A 20,409-nucleotide genomic window follows, 5' to 3' on the forward strand; every position below is an offset into this window, starting at 1 on the left:
CTAAGATGGCGCGCATTCTATCAAATGCCTGCAGGATTACCAATTGGAAAAGGTGAACAAATAACCAGCCGGCAAGCTGACTGTACAGCCGGCATCTGCAAATTATTGCTCGACTTTAAAGGCGGTGACCTGCCCTTTCAAGCCGGTCAGTTCTTTTAGATGCGGCACCGCAGCCTGCATTTTGGCCCGCTCCAACTCCGGCCCGACAAAGACCTTGGTCAGCTTGCCTGAGCTGGTGGTGATGGTGCGGCTAAAGGTGCGATAGCCGGCTTTTTGCAGTTTGCTGAGTAGTTGTGCCACATTTTGCTGATGCCGGAAGCTGCCCAATTGAACTACCCAGCCGGCCTGCTCGGTGTCGGTACGCTGTTCAACTACGGTGCGGCTGGCCAAATCATCTTTGGGCGTGGCCACACTGTTGGCGGCTTCGATGTCATTTTGCTCGCCCCCAGCCGGCGCATCGTCCAGCGGCTTTTCATCCACAATTTCAATGGGTCGCTGAGCAGCTTTCGCCACCCGCTCGGACGGGAACTGATCAGGTTCGACAATAGGCTTTTGTGCCGGAGGCGCGGGGATGCTGGCAAACGCAGTTTTTTTGCTTTCTTTTTTCCCGTCCAGAAAGTCGGGTAAAAAAATGACAGCTAACGCGACCACAATTACTGTGCCTACCAATCGATTTTGTAACGCCGAACTCACCTGATGCTCCTGCTACTTCTGGGTTGGTGTAACTGCGTTAAGCGCAGCCCCCACCGTCACAAACGATCCAAATACCACAATCAGATCATCGGCGTGGGCGTGGTCAATCGCCTGCTCAAACGCGTCCTGCACGCTAGTGTAACAGGTTGCCTGTTTTTGTTCAGCGTTATCCAACTGCGCGTATAATTGTTCGGCTGTGGCGCCCCGCGGCCCGTCTGTAGCGGCCAGAGACCAATGTGCATCCAGCCCGTTAAGCTGGGCCAGAGTATCGGCGATGGATTTATCACGCAGCATGCCGGCCACCAGATGTAACTGACGGTATTCTTGCTGGCTAAGCCATTGGCGCAGCGCCCGCATGGCCTGCGGATTGTGACCCACATCCACCACAGTGCGCGGCTGGCTGTAGATCTGCTGCAAACGGCCAGGCAACTGGGTTTCTGCTACCAACCGTGCCACTGTAGAGGCATCCGGCAACAGCTCGGCCATTTCCAGCGCCGCCAGCGCGGTGGCAATATTTTGCTGCGGGATGGCAGGCACCGGTAAATCTGAAAAGGTCTGCGTGACGCCCTGCCATTGCCAGGGTGCAGTACCCTGCATTGAAAACTGCTGGCCAGCCAGGCGCGCAGTCACCTGCAGTTGCGTCACCACCTCCAATAAGCCAGCGGGTGGGTCAAGTTCCCCAATCACTGCCTTGCCTCGCTTACGCATGATACCGGCTTTTTCACGGCCGATGGCATCACGGGTATCGCCCAGCCAGTCCTGATGATCCAGGTCGATGGTGGTGATCACCGCGATATCGGCATCAATAATGTTGGTGGCATCCAGCCGCCCCCCCAGCCCCACTTCCAGGATCAGCACATCAACATCGGCCTGCTGCATTAATAGCAAAGCTGCCAGGGTGCTAAATTCAAAGTAGGTCAGGCTGATATCGCCGCGCGCCGCATCAATGGTGGTAAATGCGTCACAAAAAGCTTGCTCATCAGGCAGTGTGTCATTCAGGCGTACCCGTTCACGGTAATCCAGCAAGTGCGGAGAACTGTAGACCCCGGTGCTTTTGCCCTGCGCCAGGCAGGCCATTTCCAAAAAGCGACATGTGGTGCCCTTGCCATTGGTTCCGGCAACGGTAAACACGGTTTTGTCGGCAAATTGCAGATTGAGGGTGGCCGCGACAGCTTTGATGCGATTGAGGCCCAGCTCTATAGCACTGGGATGAACAGATTCGAGGTAAGTTAACCAGTCGGCCAGGCTGGCCGGCCGACTGGTTGTTGTATCAGATGTGGGCATGAATTAATTGGGTCGGTGCAGTTTACTTAGCAAGCCATGTAATTTATCACGCATATCCCGGCGGTCAACAATCATGTCGATGGCGCCTTTTTCCAGCAAAAATTCACTGCGCTGGAAGCCTTCTGGCAACGTCTCGCGCACCGTTTGCTCGATGACGCGCGGACCAGCAAACCCAATCAATGCTTTGGGTTCAGCCACATTGATATCGCCCAGCATGGCCAAACTGGCAGATACACCGCCCATGGTCGGGTCGGTCAGCACAGAAATATACGGCAGGCCTTTTTCACGCATTTTAGCCAGGGCCGCTGAAGTTTTAGCCATTTGCATCAGCGACATCAATGCTTCCTGCATCCGCGCCCCACCACTGGCAGAAAAACAGACCAGTGGCATATTGTGTTCCAGGCACTTATTCACCGCCGCTACAAAGCGGGCGCCGACGACCGAGGCCATAGAGCCGCCCATAAAGGCAAATTCAAAGCTTACAGCCACCACCGGCATGCCCTTTAATTTTCCCTGCATGGCGATCAGCGCATCTTTTTCATTGGTGCTTTTTTGCGCGGCAGATATGCGGTCTTTGTAGCGTTTGGAATCTTTGAATTTTAGAATATCCTGCGGCTCGAACTCCGCACCGATTTCTTTTTGGTCGCCTTTATCTAAAAAGCTTTCCAAACGACGGCGGGCGGTTATGCGCATATGGTTGTCGCACTTCGGGCAGACTTCCAGCAGCTTTTCCAGCTCGCTCTTATACAATACTGCCTGACACGAGGAGCATTTAGTCCACACCCCTTCAGGCACATTGCCTTTACCTTTGTGAGACGTTTGCGTGCGCGGCAGAATTTTTTGAATCCAGCTCATGTGGTGAAGCATCCTTATCGATGGTGTGTCGTCCAGGCCTGAAACCCCAGGCTGGCGACCAGACTATTCTTGGTTATTCCGCTATTACATCACAATACAGAAAAATCCGAAAAATAAAACTGGTCTAAGAAGTTGGCTCATACCAATCTGCAGCAACCTGAGAGTCTACATCCTGCTCAATCACTGCATCGGGTAAAAACAACGGGCCCACCGGGTGACGCGGCAACCCAAAGTGTTCTGGATAGGTAACATCCACCAGATACAAACCGTGAGCTTTGGCAGTGGCCGCTGCCAGGGTCCGGTCTTTACTGGCCAGCAAGGTGCTCATCCAGTCCAGTGGCTGCTCGCCTGCACCAATCTCAATCAGAGATCCGGCGATGTTTCTTACCATATGGTGTACAAACGCATTGGCGCGAATATCGATCACGATATAGCGGCCCTGGCGGTGCACATTGACGTGGGCCACATTGCGATACGGCGAGCGGGACTGGCAATGGGCAGCGCGAAATGCGCTAAAATCTTGCTCCCCAATAATGGCCTGAGCTGCCTGGTGCATCTTAACGGCATCCAGTGGTTTATACACGTGAGTCAGCCCGCGGGTCAGGATAGCCGGGCGCAGCGGTGCATTGTAGATGATGTAGCGATAGCGGCGATGAGTGGCTGAAAAACGAGCATGAAAATCGTCGCTCACCTCACAGGCCCAGCTCACACCAATACTGTCAGGCAGATTCGCATTGGCGCCCATGGTCCAGGCTTTTAAAGGCCGGGTATGTGCACTGCTAAAATGCACCACCTGCCCGGTGGCATGTACCCCAGCGTCGGTGCGTCCGGCACATTGTACGGTAATGGTGGTATCGGCAATCTTGCTTAATGCAGTTTCCAGATGTTCCTGCACACTGGGCACATTTTGCTGGCGCTGCCAGCCGTAATGCGCACTTCCATCGTATTCAATTCCTAAGGCATACCGCCCCATGCTACTGCTACCCTGTGAGTTGAAAATCGGCTAAGTGTAGACGCCGCGCTGGCGGCTTGCAATATGCTGCTGGGGATCAGCAGCTGCCCTGCGCATAAATTATTCGGTCAGGGTAGCCAGCAATTCGCGTGCTTCATTTTTTTGCTCGTCGCTGCCGTTATCTGCTACTTCAGCCAACAAATCCCTCGCCGCGGCCAAATCATCCATTTCCATATAGACGCGGGCCAGATCCAGATTGGCACTTTGGCCGGCATCTTTGTCGATGTCGATGACATCGGCATCATCACTGACGCCGCTAAAATCTGACAAGCTGACATCCAAATCCAGCGGCGTTTCTTCAAACTGTCGATCATCCTGCAAGGATTCATCCAACAGGGTTTCAACATCCAGGTAGTCGGTTTCATCCACCGCTTGGTTATCCGTACCGGCAGGCGCATCAGGATCATTAAGCAACGCAGCTAAATCCAGATCCGGATTATCCAGTGTCAGGTCTGGCTTTGTAGGTTGCGCTGGCTGCTCGGGCTGTTTTTGCGCAGCCTGTTGAGAGGCAGCAGCGCTGTTATCCTCTTCTTGCTGCATCTCATCCAGCAATGCATCAAAATCAGCATCACCGAGCTCCTCATACACATCGGTATCAGGTTTTTCATGGCCGGCCAGCCAATCATCCAGGCCGGGCACATCGTCCAGTTCTTGTGCAGATTGCGCACCGGCAGAAAAAGCCGGTGATGACTGGCCATTAGCATAGTCGCCGGCCACATCTTCGGTCCCGGCTTCTTCGGCATCAAAATTGGAAGCCAGCTCACTGTCAAAGTCTACATCCAGTACACTGTCGTCAAAATCATCGGCTGTTTTTTCTGACTCTGCCTGCGCCGGTGTGGTGGGTGAAAACGACGGAATGTCATCAAACTGCTGGTCAAATTCGGCCAGAGCGGCATCCAGTGCATCTTCCTCGGCAATCTGATGTGGCTCGCTTAACCCCTCGGGCGCCAGCGTATCTGTCGCAGCATCCTCATCATTGACTTCTGCTTCTTCGCTGATCTCCAGCTCGGGTTCGTCTGGCCAGTTATCTTCTGCGTCGGTCTCAGCAGCGGCGGTTTCTTCCGGCTCTAACTCAAACGAAGGCTCATCGTCCCACTCGTCTTCGGTATCAGCAAGGTTTGAATCGCTACTGACCGCTGCCTCATTTTCATCGCCCGATGCTAGTGCGCTTGCCTCTTCACTTAAGTTATCTGTGTCGTCAGTGTCGGTAGTATCGTTGCTGGCTTCGTTTTGCGCTTCCTCGGCAAGCGTATCCTCGCTGTCAGCAGCAGCCAGTGCGTCTTCTAGCTCATCGGCGGTATCTTCAGCCGCAACATCATCCTCTGACGCCTCAGATACGCCCTCAGCAGCGTCTTCATCCGATGCGTCCGTTTCGCCTTGTGCTTCTTGGATAGTTGGCTCAATTTCACTGTCAGCATCAGCCAATGCATCATCAAGCTCATCACCGGCTTCATCATCAGTGCTGAGAGTCTCCGCGCTTTGCACTTCATCGACTGACTCTGAAGGGGTGTCATCGCCAGCTTCTGCCAGTAAATCGTCTACATTGTCCTGGTGGTTCTGCGCTTCTGCCTCGACAGACTGCGCTTCGGCTACGTCATCTGTATCAGACGTTTTTGCCACATCCTGCTCTAGCTCGGCCAGCAGCTCATCGGTCAGCGGATCGGTAACCTCTTCATCGTCGGTGTCTTGCGCAGATGCTTCTGGCTCGGGATCTTTCTGCTCAGGCTCAAGGCTGTCTATAGGCTCAGGGCTGTCTATAGGCTCAGGGCTGTCTTCCGGCTCAAGGCTGTCTTGCTCCGAGATATCCTGTTCCAGTTCAGCCAGTAACTCGTCGGACAAATTGTTGAGCTGCTCTTCGTCTTCGTCCTGCTCGGCCGACAATTCTGCCAGCACTTCATCGCCCAGCGGGTCGCTGAAGTCAGTGGCTGCGCTGTCATCATCCTGGGCTTCATTTTGTAGTGTCTCGATGATGTCATCGTCAAACACCGGCGCGTGGTCGGTTTCTATCTCTTCCAGATTGAGATCATCTAAATCACCGGCTACATCATCCAGGTTTTGGATGGCCTGTGGTGAAGGGCCTGACGCTGCCTCCAGTTCGGCGTCTTCATCTTCATCATCGTCATCAAATGCGGCCAACCCGCCCATTTGCTCCAACTGATCGATTTCATTGAGGATATCGTCGGCCAGGCGGTCTAATTCCTGATTCTGCTCGTGAATTTCCTTATCCAGCTGCTCAATCATGTTATCGTCGATATCGGCTGTATCGATGATGTTGGTATCCGCAACTGTGTCTTTTTCATCTTCTTCGAGCAAATCGTCGATGCTGATTTCCGGCTTAGCATCGTCATCGGCCACCGCCCCTGGCAGGGGCACCACGGGGGCGGCCTGACTGTCTTCGGCGTCGGTATCATCTGAGCGATTATCAATCGCCTGGTCATCCACCCGCGCGGTAAAGTCTTCTTCAGACACCGGCGTATCGGCTGCTGCCACAGGTGGTGCAGGCTCTTCGATATCAAAGTCGTCTTCCACCACCGGCTCTTCTTCTAGCGTGGTATCTTCTACCAGACTGGCTTCACTGGCATCGTCATCGTCCAGCTCATCAAGCGGCGACTCATCCAGCATCTGGGTATCATTGAGCGACTCTTCATCAAACAGATTATCCAGCTCGTTTTGATCCAGCTCGCTGTCGCCATCTTCAAACGGCGAGTCTGAGTCAGAATCGTCCGGTACCAACATGTCATCATCGATATCAGAAAAGCTTTGCAGCTCATCATCCAGCGCATCTTCCAATTCGGTGGATAGGACATCATCGAGCAGTTCTTCATCGTTAAACAGCTCATCATCGGATAACTCGACTTCATCGTCCTGGGCCAATTCGCTGGTCAAACTGGTGGATAAATCATCAATTTCGGCATCCGGTGCCGGTGCCACTGGTTGCGGTGTGGCTGTCACCGGCATTTCACTGGCCTCAGCCGGGCGACGTTTGAGAAGCCAGGCGGCCAGGCCACCGGCTAACAACAAGGTGATAATGCCCGAGCCAATCACCATTGCCATGGGGCTGGTCAGGGTTTGCACGATACCGGCATTGTCGCGGGCTGTGCGCTCGGCCTGTTCCTGGCGGACCAGGGTCAGCAATTCTTTTTGCAGCGCCAGCTGTTCGTCCATTTGCGACTGGACATCCCCTTCCACCTGATTGCGCAGGTTCATCAGGTCGCTGTTAACCTGCTCCACCCGTTCATACAATTTGCGGTTTTCATCCAACAGTGCCTGCACATTGTCCACCGAGGCGGCAAACTGGTCGCGCAACGCTTCAAACTTTTCTACCTGCTGGGCATCCAGCCGGTTGATTTGTTGTTCGATGGCCGAGCGGGTGGCCGAAAGATCCTGTTGGTTGACCAGCGGGACAGCCGGTTTCAGATTATTGGTTTGCGCGGCAGGCTGATTAAGCAATTTAGCATATTGCTTGTCATCCTGGTCGGCGCGCTGACGCGCCTGTTCGGAGTCGATGCGCGCGATATAGCGCTCTGATGGCAGACGCAGGGTGGCACCGTCCACCAACAGATTAAAATTTTGCTGTTCAAAAGCATTGGGGTTGAGCTCGTAGATGGCCTGCATCACCTGATACACCGACAAGTCTTCGTTCTGCCGGTAGCGCGAGGCTATACGCCACAGCGTATCCTGCTCATCAATGGGGCCGTAGGTTGCGCCTGAGAATTGGCTGGTGGCGTCTTTGGGTCCGCGCAACTGGGTTTCACGTTGCTGCGCGCTTGCCTCAGCGACGTCAAAGATGCTGAGCACAAGCAGTACAACCCAACCTGTCAAATGCAGTTTCATAGCGTTCCTATATGCCCTCAAGTGTCGCTGATTGAGACATGCTGTAAAAAGGGAGCACCGCCGGCGATAGCGGCCACCCCATTCAAGTTCTTATTATTGTGTTGCGGCAGTCCGCTGGCGGCCACTGTTCTTAACTATAAACCACCGATGCCGGTGGTTCTAGCCAGTAAGTTGATCTGCCAGCATTTTTTACCGGCTATCGCCGAGCATTAATGTCTTATCGGCGGTTTGGGGTAAAAGTTTACCCGCAATCGATACGCTTACATATACTCGCGAATCAGCACTTCAGCAATCTGAATACTGTTGGTAGCAGCGCCTTTACGCACATTGTCTGACACCACCCACATGTTCAGGCCATTGGGATGCGAAATATCATCGCGGATCCGGCCCACGTGCACCAGATCATTACCACTGGCAGAGGACACCTGCGTAGGAAATTGCTCCGCAGATTCATACACTTTGACACCCGGGGTGTCGGCCAGCAACTCTTTGGCCTGCTCGGCGCCTAATGGAATGCGGGTTTCCAGATGCAGAGCTTCACCGTGGCCATAAAAAACCGGCACCCGCACAGCGGTGGCATTCACCATGATAGACGGATCGCCCATGATTTTATGAGTTTCCCACACCATTTTCATTTCTTCTTTGGTGTAATCATTATCCATAAACTCATCGATTTGCGGGATCGCATTGAATGCAATCTGGCGGCTGAATGCTTCGCTGGTAATCTCTTTGGCGTTTAGCAAAGCGGCAGTCTGGCGAGCCAGTTCCTCCATGGCAGCCGAGCCGGCGCCGGACACTGACTGATAGGTGGAGACATTGATGCGCTCAATGCCCACTGCGTCATGAATTGGCTTTAACGCCATCAGCATCTGGATGGTGGAGCAATTCGGGTTGGCTATAATATTGCGGTTACGAAAATCGGCCAGTGCGTGGCTGTTGATCTCAGGCACCACCAGTGGAATGTCCGGCTCGTAACGAAATTGCGAAGTATTATCGATAACCGTACAGCCGGCTTCGGCGGCCAGCGGTGCATAAATGGCGGACACCGCCCCACCCGCGGAAAAAAACGCCAGCTGGGTCTGACCAAAATCAAAACCGTCTGCATTGAGCACTTCCAGCTCTTCGCCCTTAAACTGTACACTGCCGCCGGCTGACCGTTCACTGGCCAGTGGATACAGGCGGTTAATGGGAAATTTGCGCTCTTCGAGTAAATCGATGATCATCTGGCCAACCAGGCCGGTGGCGCCCAGTACAGCAACATCAAAGGCTTGGGACATATTTCAGGGTGCTCCTGTTAAATCGTGAAAAGTATAGCGTATAGGATACCAGATGATGGCAGACTTAATAGGTTTCAATCACAAATCCTAAGCCGGTCAGCTGGCGCAAAATGCCTTCGGAGACCACCCCGTTGATATGCAGGGTGTAGGCATTAAATTCGCGCCGAACCCGGTAGCTTTTGCGAAATGCCTTAAATTGCCGACCGTTAGCCATTGCCTGGCGAAAGGTAGCATCGTCGTCGGTCACTGCATAGATGGACAACAATAAATTGCAGATCTCCTCCACCGATAACCAGTCCATCGACGGACTGCGCGGGGTCAGGTCGATGGGCCGCGGGCTGGCCAGAAAATCCTCCAGTGCCAGGGTTTGCGGCTGGCCGCTAAGCTCACACAACTGCTCGTAGACCATTTGCGTGCCACGTAACTTGCCCTCAATGGAATGGCCGGCAATGTGCCCGGTGGCCAGCCACACCAGATCCAACAGCTCGGTATCAATCTCTGGCTCGTTCAAAAATACATCCAGCGCCACAGTGGGCGCATCGCCAGTCTGCAGACAAGTCTTTAACGCGGCTTCATCAATCACTTCGCCGCGGCAAGCATTGATTAAAAGCTGCTTGTTGTTCAAGCCCTGGAGCCGGCTGGCATCAAGAAGCTGCGCAGTGGGATGAGGCCCGTCGGTGATATAGGGGATATGCAGGCTGATAACATCGCAGCGCAGCGCGGTGTTCAGATCGACAAAATGACGAGAGTCGCCGGCGGCCTGGCGTGGCGGATCGTTAAGCACATACGCAATATCTAAGGCTTGTAGCAGATGCGCCAGGGCGGTACCCACATGCCCGGCCCCCACTATGCCTACCCTGATGGTGCGGATATCCAGGCGCTGTTGCTGGTGGGCGGTTAATAAGATGCTCACCACATACTCAGCCACAGCTTGGGCATTACACCCCGCAGCACTGCTCCAACCTATCTGGTTGTCCTCCAGCCAGGCAGTATCCAGATGATTAGTACCGGCAGTGGCTGTGGCCACATGCTGTAGCTGATCTGCTTGAGCCAGTAGCTGGCCATTCACCTGCGTGGTGGAGCGCACTGCCAGGTATTGGCAATCGCGCAAGGCTTCTGGGGTCAGGCTGGCAGCAGAATAGGCACTGGCGTCGCCCAGTGTGGAAAAATAATCGTAGCCGTGAGGAATGGAGTCTTCGTATAAAATGCGCATCGGCACCTGCAAAGTTGTGCTGTGATGACCCGATGATAGAAGATAGCAGATAAAAAAAACAGCGCCCGAAAGCGCTGTTTTCTCATTAGTTTTCTGAGTAAGTGCTTAGCCGTTGTAGCGCTGCAATACTAAGGTGGCATTGGTGCCACCAAAACCAAAACTGTTGGACATTACAGTGTTGAGCTTGGCCTCACGGGCTTTGGTCACAATATCCAGGCCTTCGGCTTGCTCGTCCAGCTGGTCGATATTGATCGATGGCGCAATAAAGTCATTTTGCATCATCAGCAGGCTGTAGATGGCTTCATTAACTCCAGCTGCACCCAGCGCATGGCCGGTCATGGACTTAGTAGCACTGATAGCAACTTGTTGATTGGCAAAAATTTCGCGAATGGCAGCCAGCTCTTTGACATCGCCCACCGGGGTTGAGGTTCCGTGGGTATTCACATAGTCAATGGGCCCGGCTACATTTTGCATGGCCATCTTCATACAACGGATGGCGCCTTCACCTGATGGCGCCACCATGTCAAAGCCATCAGACGTGGCACCATAGCCGACCACTTCACCGTAAATGGTGGCACCGCGGGCCAGTGCGTGCTCCAACTCTTCCACAACAACCATACCGCCGCCGCCAGAGCTGACAAAGCCATCCCGGTTGGCATCATAGGTGCGCGAGGCAATCGACGGGTTGTCATTGTATTTGGTCGACAGTGCGCCCATGGCGTCAAACTGGCTCGACAATGACCAGTGCAGCTCTTCACCGCCCCCGGCAAATACCATGTCTTGCTTACCTAACTGGATAAGCTCCAGCGCGTTACCAATACAGTGAGCACTGGTGGCACAGGCCGAAGCAATTGAGTAGTTCACGCCCTTAATTTTAAATGGCGTCGCCAGACACGCGGATACCGTCGAGGCCATGCAGCGCGGGACCATGTACGGGCCTACTCGTTTCACACCTTTTTCGCGAAGGATATCGGCAGATAGCACCTGGTTTTCCGAAGAAGCCCCCCCGGAGCCAGCGATGATACCGGTGCGTTCGTTGGAGATATCTGCAGCGTCCAGGCCGGCATCGGCCATAGCCTGCTGCATTGCCACGTACGCATAGGCTGCCGCATCGCCCATAAAGCGCATGGCTTTGCGGTCAATATGATCTTTTAAGTCAATATCAATATTGCCCCAGACCTGACTACGCAGGCCCATCTCGGCAAACTGGTCTGAAAATGTAATGCCCGACTTGCCCGCTTTTAACGCCGCCAGCACATCGTTTTTATTGGTACCGATACTTGAAACAATTCCCAAGCCGGTAATCACTGCTCTTTTCATAATTAACCCTTTCGTTTGATGGCGCCTATGGTAACGATTTTGTTAACCAAAGTGGTCTGCTCTTTTATTATTTGGTGATCTTTTCAGCACCGACCAAGTGAAGACTATCCTCACCTTAGCATGCACGCTATGATCGTACAGTTAAATCACGCAACTTCGGGACCCCTGTGAGCACTCAACACGCAACTGTGCATTTTAATGAACAAGGCACGCCGGTAGCCGATGCCTTCGATGATGTTTATTTTTCCAACGACAGCGGCATTGATGAAACCCGCTATGTGTTTATGGCAGGTAATGGCCTGCCGGCACGCTGGCTAGAACATCGTAAGGCTCATTTTGTAATCGCCGAAACGGGCTTTGGCACCGGTCTGAACTGCCTGGTCGCCATGCAGGCATTTGCAGAATTTCGCCAGGCCAACCCTGAGCATCCGCTAAAACAGTTGTACCTGCTTAGCACCGAAAAGTTCCCGTTGACCCGAACCGATTTACAACAGGCGTTAAGTGCGTTCCCATCATTACAGAACGCGGCAAGCGCGTTGCTGGCTCAGTATCCACCAGCCTTAAGCGGCTGCCACCGGCTTCAGCTGGGCGAATTTTCCAGCAGCATTGATTTATGGCTGGGCGATGTGCACGACTTATTACCCCAGTGGCATGCACCGGCAGAGGGCCTGGTCGATGCCTGGTTCTTGGATGGCTTTGCGCCAAGCAAAAACCCTGATATGTGGACCGAGGCGCTGTTTTCACAGATGGCCCGTTTATCCAGACCCGGCACGACCCTGGCCACCTTTACCGCAGCCGGTCTGGTTCGCCGCGGGCTGCAGGAACAAGGGTTCGCCATGGCTAAACAAAAAGGCTTTGGCCGCAAGCGCGATATGCTCACCGGCCAATATGAAGGCGATAAAGCCGCTGATGCCCAACGGTCTGCCCAGCCCTGGCCGTATTACCGCTTTTCCACCCCACCTCTGGCACCTGGTGCCACTGTAGCCGTAGTGGGGGCCGGGCTGGCCGGCGCCCATACAGCGCTGGCGCTGGTGCAACGCGGCATCAATGTCACCCTGGTCAGCCAGGCGGATAACGCAGCAGACGGTGCATCGGGCAATGCAATTGGGGGTTTTTACCCACAATTGCACGCACGCCAATCACCAGCCAGCCTGATCCAGGCGCACAGTTTTTTGTACGCCCGGCGCCATTATGCGCAGCTGCTCGCCCGCGGAGCCCAGTTTGGCCATCAGTGGTGTGGCGTGGTACAGCTGGATTTTACCGATGCCATGGCCGCGCGCCATATCAAGTTAATAGAGGGCGGTGACTGGCCGGCGGATCTGGTCAGTCACATTAGTGCTGATCAGGCCAGTGCCAAAGCCGGTGTGCCGCTGCCTTTTGCAGCCTTGTGTTTTGAGGAAGGTGGTTGGTTAAGCCCGAAAGAGCTGACCGAGGCAATACTGGAACTGGCCAAACAAAGCGGCCGGCTGGAATGTTGGTTTAACCAAACCGTGCGCTGTGTAGAGGAAGATGACAACGGGGTGGTGATTACTACTCAGACCAACACCTTCCAGGCTGAGCGGGCGATTTTTGCCACCGGCGCGCAGAGTATCAATACCCAGCTGGCCAGTGCTTTGCCGCTGCGCCCGGTGCGCGGCCAGGTTGAAGTTATCCCCGACACGCATCCTACTTTGGGCCAGTTACAATGTGTGATTTGCCACAAAGGCTATCTCAGCCCGGCCTATCGCGGCGCGCACGCTATGGGTTCAACCTACAGCAAAAATGACATGGCGGTGGATGTGCGTGAAACCGACAGTGCGCAGAATCTGGCGACCCACCAGCAGGCGCTGGCTGACACCGACTGGGCAGCAACATTGCAGGCTTCGGGTACCGCACGGGCGGCGGTGCGTTTGGGGTTACCGGATCATCAGGTGGCCTGCGGGGCGCTGCCGCAAACAGCTGAGCAACAACCGGCCTGGCAGGCACTGGGCCAGGGCAAGCCATTAACCGCGATGCCGTCACCACCGCCGCAGCGGATCATGATGTTAACCGGGCTGGGTTCGCGCGGCCTGACCACAGCGCCGTTGATGGCCGAGATTCTGGCCAGTCAGATATGTGGCGAACCGTTGCCGTTGGCCGCCAACTTACTTGAAGCCGTCAGCCCGCAGCGGTTTATTGTGCGTGAGTGTATCCGGCAGAATTAGTCGGTAGACACCACCGGATTCAGACTGGTGACCATAAAGGCTGGCACATCCAACGTGCCGCTCGCCACCAGCTGACCATGGCGAACATTGACAATGCGAGCATTGACCCTCACTCCGCGCGGGGTTTCCACCATGGTGCCGGTCAGAATATGGTCCATCTTATGCTGCAGGGCCAGCTGGCGAAAACCGCGGTGCATGACCAGATCGCCCTGGCGGGTAATGTAGAGCTCTTTGGACAGTTTAAAGTCGACCACCGCCAAGCCATACTGCTGCAACTGGCCTAACATGTATTCGGAAAGCTGATTGCCCAGCACTGTGGTTTCGTGCAGGCTTTCGGTCAGGCGTACAAAACTGGCGATGCCCACCCGTTCGCCGGGCGCGATACTGGTGTTGTTTTCCAGCAACTGCATGGCCAGTTGGCCGGCATAATCATTCAGCGACTTGTGAGTCAGATCATTATAAAAGCCGCTGTACAGCGGGTCCTGATAGCGCAGTTGCTCACGCCCGGCTGGCTGACGGCTCAGGTCGCGTGAATCGGGTCGGTAAGTGAGCCCGGTGTCGGCGTGCGGCACAATCACCGGGTCAGCCTGTGACGTATCCCAGGTGGCACTGCGCATGGCATGGTACTGATCATCAATGGCCGAACAGCCGCTTAGCAGGGTCAAACCGGCCATAAGCCCTGTCATGAGTATGCGCATGGCTTATCCCTGTGTCAGTTTCACGCCATCGCGTGAGCCCGGTTTTTGCGCCCCGTCACTGGGGATGAGCGCATCTACCACATAAAACGGGATCAGCATCTGGGCACTGGCCACCACCGCACGCGATTCAATGCCTAAGATGCGCGCGTTAACCATGACCCCGCCCTGGTGTTTAGCCATGGTGCCGGTCAGTACATATTCGATGGGCAGGCTGCTGTTGAGATCCAGATAATCCCGCGACAATAAAAAATCGCCCTGCTCGGTCACCCGAATATAATCGGTGGCTTTAAAATCCAGCACCGGTACGCGAAATTTGTGCAGCTCGTGGACAAAAGATTCGGCCATCTGTTGGCCAAGCAAATTGGTTTGCTGCAGATCAGAATCCAGTAGCGCAAAATGGGTCACTGCCATCGGGGTTTTGGCAGAAACATATTCCATGTTGGAGATCAGATCCTGTGTCAGATTCTTGACATAGTCGCCAACATGGCGCGTCAGCGGCCGGCCTTTGTAGGCGCCCTGCACGCTGGAATAAATCGGCGGCTGACCTAACGCACCAAAGCTGTCCGGTTCATCCTGCACCATCGGCTGGCCGCCTGGCTGGCTATCCTGGGCCGGCACATCCACAACATTCATACTGGTTGGGTTGGCTGTGGCCGATGCTGTCTGCCCTGACTGCGGTGCGCTGCTACATGCGCTGACCAGCACACTTATCACTGTGATCGCCGTTAGACGCCTTACCATAGTGTTACCCCTTGTTTTGTGTACGATACAACCGACCTTCGCGGAGGGTCACCTGCTCTTGCTGCCAAAATAAGCCGGACGGAAAAAACCGGGTGGCTGCCGCCACTACCTGTTTGGTCCGGGTTTCAATAATCCGGGCATTGACCACGGCCCCACCCTCCTGATGGACCAGGGTACCGGTGATGTAATAGTCCACACGCTCCAACCCGGAAAGATGGTCGATGTTGCGTGACAAGACCCGGTCATTATCCTGCCCCAGTATTATATCGTCCGATAACTTAAACTCTTGAGTGGTAAATCCGCGTTTGGTGGCCTCAGTCAACAGGCCCTGTTCAAGTTGATGACCCAGCAGCATCAATGGACGTTGTTCGCCACTGTTGTGCGCCAGCGTGGTGGCAGGCACAAAGCCGGCCACAGCGTAGCGGGCCTGACGCGGGATCCGCACATTGGCAAACAGTTCATTGGCCAGCAGATGGGTTTGGTATTCGATATTGCCCAGACTGGTGCCGGGCTCGGCGACGGCTTTTTCCGCTACGGGGGCAGTTGCTTGCTGGCTGCTGCAGGCGCCCAGTGCCAGTACTGTCAGGCAAAAAAACAAATGTCGGATCATAGATGTGCGTCAAAAAACTGAACTGATAAACCAGTACGGCAAGATCCGTACCAGCACACCCATAATCGATAAAGATGCCGGCCTGGCGGCGATTAGCGGGCTCTCGCCAATTTTGGCGGCGAAGGGGCTGTCAGGCTTGTCAGCGCTGGCGGCAATAACCTGCCAGCACTTACCGGCATCTTTTGGTCGGCAAAGTGCGGGGCTTATGCGGTAGCGGTGTCAGCCGTGCTGTTAGCTACCAGATCTTGCCACAACTGGCGCACCTGGTTGGCATCTTCTGGCTCCAGTTCCCTGTTGGCAAAAGCGTCATCGAGACTGGCGGTAACTGCAGCATCCAGCTGGGCGACGCTAGCCTGCGGGTCGACCTCCATGGGCCGCGAAATCACCGCAAAATGGCCTTGCAGATAGCTGGCAATAAACAGCTCATCATCGCTGCCATGGTCCACCACGCTGTCTAGCGCTTGTTCAATGTGGGTCACTGCCGCAATAAAAGTCGCGTCGGCTTGGGGGCCTGCTTGCATCATTTTCTCCTAAACAGCGGGGTACAATACCGTATCGTTGTACCCGGTAATAATTTGTAAACTGCCGGCCAGCGCCTCATCCAGTTCCGGGTCGCCGGAGTCCAGGCGCAAAGGCCGGCCATCCAGGGCCTGGATTTTTTGTTTGGTGGCCACAATCCAAAAGTCTGGCTTGTTGATGCGGCGCATGAAGGCCGGGCTGAGCTGCTGGTTGCCGCGCCCCAAGATATGACCCTGCCCACCAATCACGGTCACTACCACGCGCACCGGATGGCCGTCGGTCAAAGCGAGCAGTTCGTCAGCGGTGACATCACTGCCCACCATTTCGCCCTGGTACACCACATCCACACCCAGCAGGGTATTAGGCAAGTCCAGCTCCTGCATGATAGCGGCCACTGTTGAGCCGGAGCCCATTACATAATAATGCTCATCATCCTGTTCGATTTGCTGGGCCACATAAGCGGCAATGTCATCCAACACCAGCTCTTCATGTTCTTTGCCGCCCGATTTCACAGCCTGGATGTATTCGAGTTCGCGCGGCACCCGCATCTCGCCATAATATCGCGCGGTTACCTGGCCCTTGCGAAAGGCTTCCTCGTCAATGTCCCGCACTTCAGCGGTAAAGGCACTGACCAGCTCGCCGGCCGCCATTTTGGCCATCACCTTGCCGGCCGCCGACGGAGTTACCGCATACACCCCGGAATGAATTTTCACCCCGGCCGGTACACCTAGTACCACCACCTGTTCACCAATCACATCAAACAGATTGCGCGCAGTACCATCGCCGCCGGCAAATACCAGCAGGTCCAGATTGTGCTTCAGCATGGCGCGGGCAGCGGCTTGGGTATGACACGCTTCGGTTTGCCCGGCCTCGGCCTGGTACACCACTGTCGCCGCCAGCCCGGCTTTGGCACAGCTATCGGCGCCCATTTCACCGCCTGCCGTCACAATATGCACATTGTCGATATCACGCAGAGATGCCAGGGCGCGCGCCATCTTATCAGCGGCGTGCTTTTGTGCACCTTTAGCTAGCGCCTGGGCACGTACCTCGGCGCCATCACTGCCTTTCATGGCCACCGCACCGCCGATGCCGGCAAATGGATTGACCAGCACACCTAAACGAAAATGAGGATGGGTCATGCTGCCTGCTCCGTTAGTTGGATCTGCCCAAGGGGCGGTGTATTAAAATGCTGCTGCAACGCTTCGATAAACAGGGCCGCCCGAGGCGGAAACCCGTCGCGGATAAAGGTGGCTAACTGTTCACGTACCGCGTGGGTAAATCCTTCGCGGTCCGGCTCAGCGCCATCCAGATTATCGGTACTGACCCGAAATGGCCGCCCGGCAGCCAGGCTAAAGGCCCATTCGATGGCTTGCGGACGTACTTCCACCTGTTCAAATGCGGCTTGTTGCTGGGCATCGCGGCCATCCGGGCAGTACCAGTAACCGTAATCCTCCAGTAAGCGCCGCCTTGCTCCGGCAATACACCAGTGGGATATTTCATGCAGGGCACTGGCAAAAAAACCATGGGCAAACACAATCTGATGATACGGCACCGCCTCAGTAGCGGGCAGATACACAGGTTCATCACTGCCACGCACTAAGCGCGTATTAAAGCGCGCAAAAAATGTTTGCTCAAATAAGCAGATAAGCGCAGAAACCTGCGGATCTGCCTGGTCAGTGTCGCTGTGCACGTATCGGTACCCTGTTATCAACCCTTGCCACAATGGCGCGCAGTGTATCAAAAACCGCGCAAGTGGGCTATTGGGCGGGTGTGTTGCGCTCATAGAGTGAATTTGTGATAGTGACCGTCCATCTTAAGCAGTGAAGAAAACCAATGACCACAGCCATCGACTGGCAGTTTGCCAACCCGTTTGTGCAGTCCTGGCGCATCGGGCCGGAGCATATCGACCATTACAACCATGTAAATAATGTGGCATACCTGGGCCGGTTGGAGTCACTGGCTTGGGCCCACAGCCAGGCCTTGGGCTTAGGGTTTGAGCATTATCAGCAGATCGATGCTGCAATGGTCATCCGCCGCCATGAACTGGACTATCTGCAGCCTTGCCATCTGGATGACGAGCTGGCCTGTGCCACCTGGGTCATCGACTGTGACAAACGCCTGCAACTGACCCGGGCGTTTCAGTTTGCCTGTCTGCGCCGCCAGACCACCGTATTTTCTGCGCGCACCGAATTTGTCTGCACCAAACTCAGTAACGGCCGGGCGCGGCGTATGCCACCAGAGTTCATTGATATCTATGGTAATGCAGTGCCGGGTTAGCCTCACTTCACCACCAAATTGCAGTTTTTTAATCTTTAGCGGTAAACCTGTCCGTCATTTATACCCGTAGACAACCACACATTTTTTGTTACTACAACATGCAAAAGGAGGCAGTTTATGGGTGCTCTTACCGGCAAAAAAGTGGCTATTCTGGCAACTGACGGTTTCGAACAGGTCGAGCTCACTGAGCCGATGGAAAAAGTAAAAACCGCCGGTGCGGATGTACACATTGTGTCGATCAAAAGCGGCCAGATTCAGGGTATGCAGTCAGACGAAAAAGGTGACATGTTTACCGTCGATAAACTGGTAGAGGATGTATCTGCAGAAGATTACAACGGCCTGATTTTACCCGGTGGCGTGTTAAATCCAGATTCACTGCGTATGGACCAGAAGGCAGTGCAGTTTGTGCGTGATTTTTTTGCTCAGCATAAACCTGTGGCAGCTATCTGCCATGGCCCGTGGATGCTGGTAGAAGCCAATGTGCTGGAAGGTCGCACTGTCACCTCATTTCCGTCAATCAAAACCGACATTCTCAACGCCGGTGCCCAGTGGGTAGACGAAGAAGTAGTCTGCGATCAGGGACTGGTCACCAGCCGCTCACCCGATGATATGGAAGCATTCTGCAAAAAAGTGGTTGAAGAGCTACGTGAAGGCAAGCATCAGCAGCAAACCACCTAGTCTTTTTTTCCCTTACGTTTTACCGGCCCTTCGGGGCCTTTTCTTGAGCAACACGAGGATCCCTCATGGCAGATTTATTTTCTTCCGGCAAGGTAGGCCAGGTCGAATTAAGAAACCGGATTTTTATGGCGCCGCTGACACGTAGCCGCGCCCACGATGATACCGACATTCCGGCAGACATGGCTGTCACCTATTATAAGCAGCGCGCCGGGGCGGGGCTGATTATCAGTGAGGCCACGCAAATCAGCCCACAGGGAAAAGGCTATATCAAAACACCGGGTATTTATAGTGACGACCAGGTAGCCAAATGGCGTGAGATCACCGATGCTGTGCATGCTAAAGGCGGCAAAATCTTTTTGCAGCTGTGGCATGTAGGCCGTATCAGCCACACTCATTTTCAGCCCAATGGTGACAAACCGTTGGCACCCTCAGCGATTAAACCCGATGTAGATGTTTTTTTTGACGATCAAAAACAACCGGCATCTGAACCTAAGGCGATGACCAAAGACGAGATTACACAAACGGTGGAAGATTTTCGTATTGGTGCCCGCAATGCCAAACAAGCCGGTTTTGATGGCGTAGAAATTCATGCCGCCAACGGCTATCTGATTGACCAGTTTTTAAAAGACAAAACCAATCAGCGCGACGATGAATATGGCGGATCATTAGAAAACCGCATGCGCTTTTTAAACGAAATTGTCGATGCGGTGCTGGGTGAATGGGATGCATCGGCAGTGGGTATCCGTTTGTCCCCTACCGGCAATTTCAACGATATTGGCGACAGCGACCCGATGAAAGCATTCAGCTATTTTATCGATAAGCTTAACGGCTATCAGCTGGCATATCTACATATGGTCGAACGCTTTCCTGGCCTGGGGGCGGATAATCGCGACTTGAAAATTCAGCATTATCTGCGCGATTTATGGCAGGGCTTTTATATTGCTAATGGTGATTATGATTATCTAACCGGCCAGACCGCGGTGCAGTCTGGTTATGCGGATGCCATTACCTATGGCCGGCCGTTTATTGCCAACCCGGATCTGGTGACCCGCTTTGAGCTGGGTGCAGAGTTAAACGAACAAGATCCGGATACCTTCTACGGTGGTGATGAAGGCGGCTACATTGATTATCCGTTTTTATCTGAAACCGATGCTCAGGTGCGCTAACGGCTACTAGCATACACACAAAAATGGCGGCCGACTGGCCGCCATTTTT

The 20,409-nt window shown here is 54.4% G+C and carries 18 protein-coding genes; 4 read left to right on the forward strand and 14 right to left on the reverse strand.

Features of this window, described 5'->3' with window-relative positions; all coding sequences use genetic code 11:
* Positions 1 to 102 precede the first annotated feature (102 nt).
* The 8 genes from ACTUJZ_RS04895 to fabB form a co-directional block, all read right to left on the reverse strand.
* Positions 103 to 693 carry an SPOR domain-containing protein gene (locus ACTUJZ_RS04895; protein ID WP_463635129.1) on the reverse strand — a complete coding sequence of 197 codons (591 nt, stop codon included), beginning with the start codon at positions 691 to 693 and terminating at the stop codon, positions 103 to 105.
* Between the two features lie 12 nt (positions 694 to 705).
* Positions 706 to 1,977: a bifunctional tetrahydrofolate synthase/dihydrofolate synthase gene (folC, locus tag ACTUJZ_RS04900; RefSeq protein ID WP_463635130.1), complete on the reverse strand. Its 1,272-nt coding sequence runs from the start codon at positions 1,975 to 1,977 to the stop codon at positions 706 to 708.
* Positions 1,978 to 1,980: 3 nt separating this feature from the next.
* Entirely contained in the window at positions 1,981 to 2,832 is an 852-nt protein-coding gene (gene accD / locus ACTUJZ_RS04905) for an acetyl-CoA carboxylase, carboxyltransferase subunit beta (protein ID WP_463635131.1), read from the reverse strand.
* Positions 2,833 to 2,956: 124 nt separating this feature from the next.
* The gene (gene truA / locus ACTUJZ_RS04910; RefSeq protein WP_463635132.1) at positions 2,957 to 3,805 is read right to left on the reverse strand and encodes a tRNA pseudouridine(38-40) synthase TruA; all 849 of its coding nucleotides are present in this window, start codon (positions 3,803 to 3,805) and stop codon (positions 2,957 to 2,959) included.
* 99 nt (positions 3,806 to 3,904) lie between these two features.
* Positions 3,905 to 7,678 carry a FimV/HubP family polar landmark protein gene (locus ACTUJZ_RS04915; protein WP_463635133.1) on the reverse strand — a complete coding sequence of 1,258 codons (3,774 nt, stop codon included), beginning with the start codon at positions 7,676 to 7,678 and terminating at the stop codon, positions 3,905 to 3,907.
* 260 nt (positions 7,679 to 7,938) lie between these two features.
* On the reverse strand, positions 7,939 to 8,955 hold the full coding sequence (locus ACTUJZ_RS04920; RefSeq protein WP_463635134.1) for an aspartate-semialdehyde dehydrogenase: 1,017 nt from the start codon (positions 8,953 to 8,955) through the stop codon (positions 7,939 to 7,941).
* A gap of 64 nt (positions 8,956 to 9,019) precedes the next feature.
* Positions 9,020 to 10,168: a 4-phosphoerythronate dehydrogenase gene (locus ACTUJZ_RS04925; RefSeq protein ID WP_463635135.1), complete on the reverse strand. Its 1,149-nt coding sequence runs from the start codon at positions 10,166 to 10,168 to the stop codon at positions 9,020 to 9,022.
* Positions 10,169 to 10,273: 105 nt separating this feature from the next.
* Positions 10,274 to 11,488 carry a beta-ketoacyl-ACP synthase I gene (fabB, locus tag ACTUJZ_RS04930; RefSeq protein WP_463635136.1) on the reverse strand — a complete coding sequence of 405 codons (1,215 nt, stop codon included), beginning with the start codon at positions 11,486 to 11,488 and terminating at the stop codon, positions 10,274 to 10,276.
* Positions 11,489 to 11,655: 167 nt separating this feature from the next.
* On the opposite strand from fabB, the gene mnmC reads away from it, so the two are divergent.
* Positions 11,656 to 13,671, forward strand: coding sequence for a bifunctional tRNA (5-methylaminomethyl-2-thiouridine)(34)-methyltransferase MnmC2/FAD-dependent 5-carboxymethylaminomethyl-2-thiouridine(34) oxidoreductase MnmC1 (gene mnmC, locus ACTUJZ_RS04935; protein WP_463635137.1), 2,016 nt, complete (start codon positions 11,656 to 11,658; stop codon positions 13,669 to 13,671).
* On the opposite strand, the gene ACTUJZ_RS04940 is transcribed toward mnmC, so the two are convergent.
* The 6 genes from ACTUJZ_RS04940 to ACTUJZ_RS04965 form a co-directional block, all read right to left on the reverse strand.
* A complete protein-coding gene (locus tag ACTUJZ_RS04940) occupies positions 13,668 to 14,357 on the reverse strand; it encodes a FlgO family outer membrane protein (RefSeq protein ID WP_463635138.1) in 690 nt (229 codons plus the stop codon). The two genes, mnmC and ACTUJZ_RS04940, sit on opposite strands and share 4 nt — an antisense overlap.
* Positions 14,358 to 14,372: 15 nt before the next feature.
* Positions 14,373 to 15,110: a FlgO family outer membrane protein gene (locus ACTUJZ_RS04945; protein WP_463635139.1), complete on the reverse strand. Its 738-nt coding sequence runs from the start codon at positions 15,108 to 15,110 to the stop codon at positions 14,373 to 14,375.
* Between the two features lie 4 nt (positions 15,111 to 15,114).
* On the reverse strand, positions 15,115 to 15,720 hold the full coding sequence (locus ACTUJZ_RS04950) for a FlgO family outer membrane protein (RefSeq protein ID WP_463635140.1): 606 nt from the start codon (positions 15,718 to 15,720) through the stop codon (positions 15,115 to 15,117).
* A gap of 203 nt (positions 15,721 to 15,923) precedes the next feature.
* Positions 15,924 to 16,241, reverse strand: coding sequence for a YfcL family protein (locus ACTUJZ_RS04955; RefSeq protein ID WP_463635141.1), 318 nt, complete (start codon positions 16,239 to 16,241; stop codon positions 15,924 to 15,926).
* Positions 16,242 to 16,250: 9 nt separating this feature from the next.
* Positions 16,251 to 17,378 (reverse strand): ATP-NAD kinase family protein, encoded by a 1,128-nt coding sequence (locus ACTUJZ_RS04960; RefSeq protein WP_463635142.1) that lies wholly within the window; start codon positions 17,376 to 17,378, stop codon positions 16,251 to 16,253.
* Positions 17,375 to 17,929, reverse strand: a complete 555-nt coding sequence (locus ACTUJZ_RS04965; protein WP_463635144.1) for an elongation factor P hydroxylase — start codon at positions 17,927 to 17,929, stop codon at positions 17,375 to 17,377. The genes ACTUJZ_RS04960 and ACTUJZ_RS04965 overlap by 4 nt, the downstream gene beginning before the upstream one ends.
* 143 nt (positions 17,930 to 18,072) lie before the next feature.
* Between ACTUJZ_RS04965 and ACTUJZ_RS04970 the strand changes: the two genes are divergently transcribed.
* The 3 genes from ACTUJZ_RS04970 to ACTUJZ_RS04980 all read left to right on the forward strand — a co-directional run bounded on the left by ACTUJZ_RS04970 (position 18,073) and on the right by ACTUJZ_RS04980 (position 20,360).
* Complete coding sequence (locus ACTUJZ_RS04970; protein ID WP_463635145.1) at positions 18,073 to 18,516, forward strand: acyl-CoA thioesterase; 444 nt, start codon at positions 18,073 to 18,075, stop codon at positions 18,514 to 18,516.
* A gap of 117 nt (positions 18,517 to 18,633) precedes the next feature.
* Positions 18,634 to 19,194 carry a type 1 glutamine amidotransferase domain-containing protein gene (locus ACTUJZ_RS04975; RefSeq protein WP_463635146.1) on the forward strand — a complete coding sequence of 187 codons (561 nt, stop codon included), beginning with the start codon at positions 18,634 to 18,636 and terminating at the stop codon, positions 19,192 to 19,194.
* Between the two features lie 65 nt (positions 19,195 to 19,259).
* Entirely contained in the window at positions 19,260 to 20,360 is a 1,101-nt protein-coding gene (locus ACTUJZ_RS04980; RefSeq protein WP_463635147.1) for an alkene reductase, read from the forward strand.
* The last annotated feature ends 49 nt before the right edge of the window (positions 20,361 to 20,409 follow it).

This window comes from Alteromonas sp. WD8-37 (genome assembly GCF_055326825.1).

Excerpts from the sequence above, each read along its gene's own strand:
- ACTUJZ_RS04970 (WP_463635145.1), top strand. The coding sequence starts at position 18,073 with ATGACCACAGCCATCGACTGGCAGTTTGCCAACCCGTTTGTGCAGTCC.
- ACTUJZ_RS04960 (WP_463635142.1), bottom strand. The coding sequence starts at position 17,378 with ATGACCCATCCTCATTTTCGTTTAGGTGTGCTGGTCAATCCATTTGCC.
- ACTUJZ_RS04950 (WP_463635140.1), bottom strand. The coding sequence starts at position 15,720 with ATGATCCGACATTTGTTTTTTTGCCTGACAGTACTGGCACTGGGCGCC.
- ACTUJZ_RS04980 (WP_463635147.1), top strand. The coding sequence starts at position 19,260 with ATGGCAGATTTATTTTCTTCCGGCAAGGTAGGCCAGGTCGAATTAAGA.
- truA (WP_463635132.1), bottom strand. The coding sequence starts at position 3,805 with ATGGGGCGGTATGCCTTAGGAATTGAATACGATGGAAGTGCGCATTAC.
- ACTUJZ_RS04955 (WP_463635141.1), bottom strand. The coding sequence starts at position 16,241 with ATGCAAGCAGGCCCCCAAGCCGACGCGACTTTTATTGCGGCAGTGACC.
- ACTUJZ_RS04940 (WP_463635138.1), bottom strand. The coding sequence starts at position 14,357 with ATGACAGGGCTTATGGCCGGTTTGACCCTGCTAAGCGGCTGTTCGGCC.
- ACTUJZ_RS04945 (WP_463635139.1), bottom strand. The coding sequence starts at position 15,110 with ATGGTAAGGCGTCTAACGGCGATCACAGTGATAAGTGTGCTGGTCAGC.
- ACTUJZ_RS04925 (WP_463635135.1), bottom strand. The coding sequence starts at position 10,168 with ATGCGCATTTTATACGAAGACTCCATTCCTCACGGCTACGATTATTTT.
- folC (WP_463635130.1), bottom strand. The coding sequence starts at position 1,977 with ATGCCCACATCTGATACAACAACCAGTCGGCCGGCCAGCCTGGCCGAC.
- accD (WP_463635131.1), bottom strand. The coding sequence starts at position 2,832 with ATGAGCTGGATTCAAAAAATTCTGCCGCGCACGCAAACGTCTCACAAA.
- ACTUJZ_RS04920 (WP_463635134.1), bottom strand. The coding sequence starts at position 8,955 with ATGTCCCAAGCCTTTGATGTTGCTGTACTGGGCGCCACCGGCCTGGTT.
- ACTUJZ_RS04975 (WP_463635146.1), top strand. The coding sequence starts at position 18,634 with ATGGGTGCTCTTACCGGCAAAAAAGTGGCTATTCTGGCAACTGACGGT.
- fabB (WP_463635136.1), bottom strand. The coding sequence starts at position 11,488 with ATGAAAAGAGCAGTGATTACCGGCTTGGGAATTGTTTCAAGTATCGGT.
- ACTUJZ_RS04915 (WP_463635133.1), bottom strand. The coding sequence starts at position 7,678 with ATGAAACTGCATTTGACAGGTTGGGTTGTACTGCTTGTGCTCAGCATC.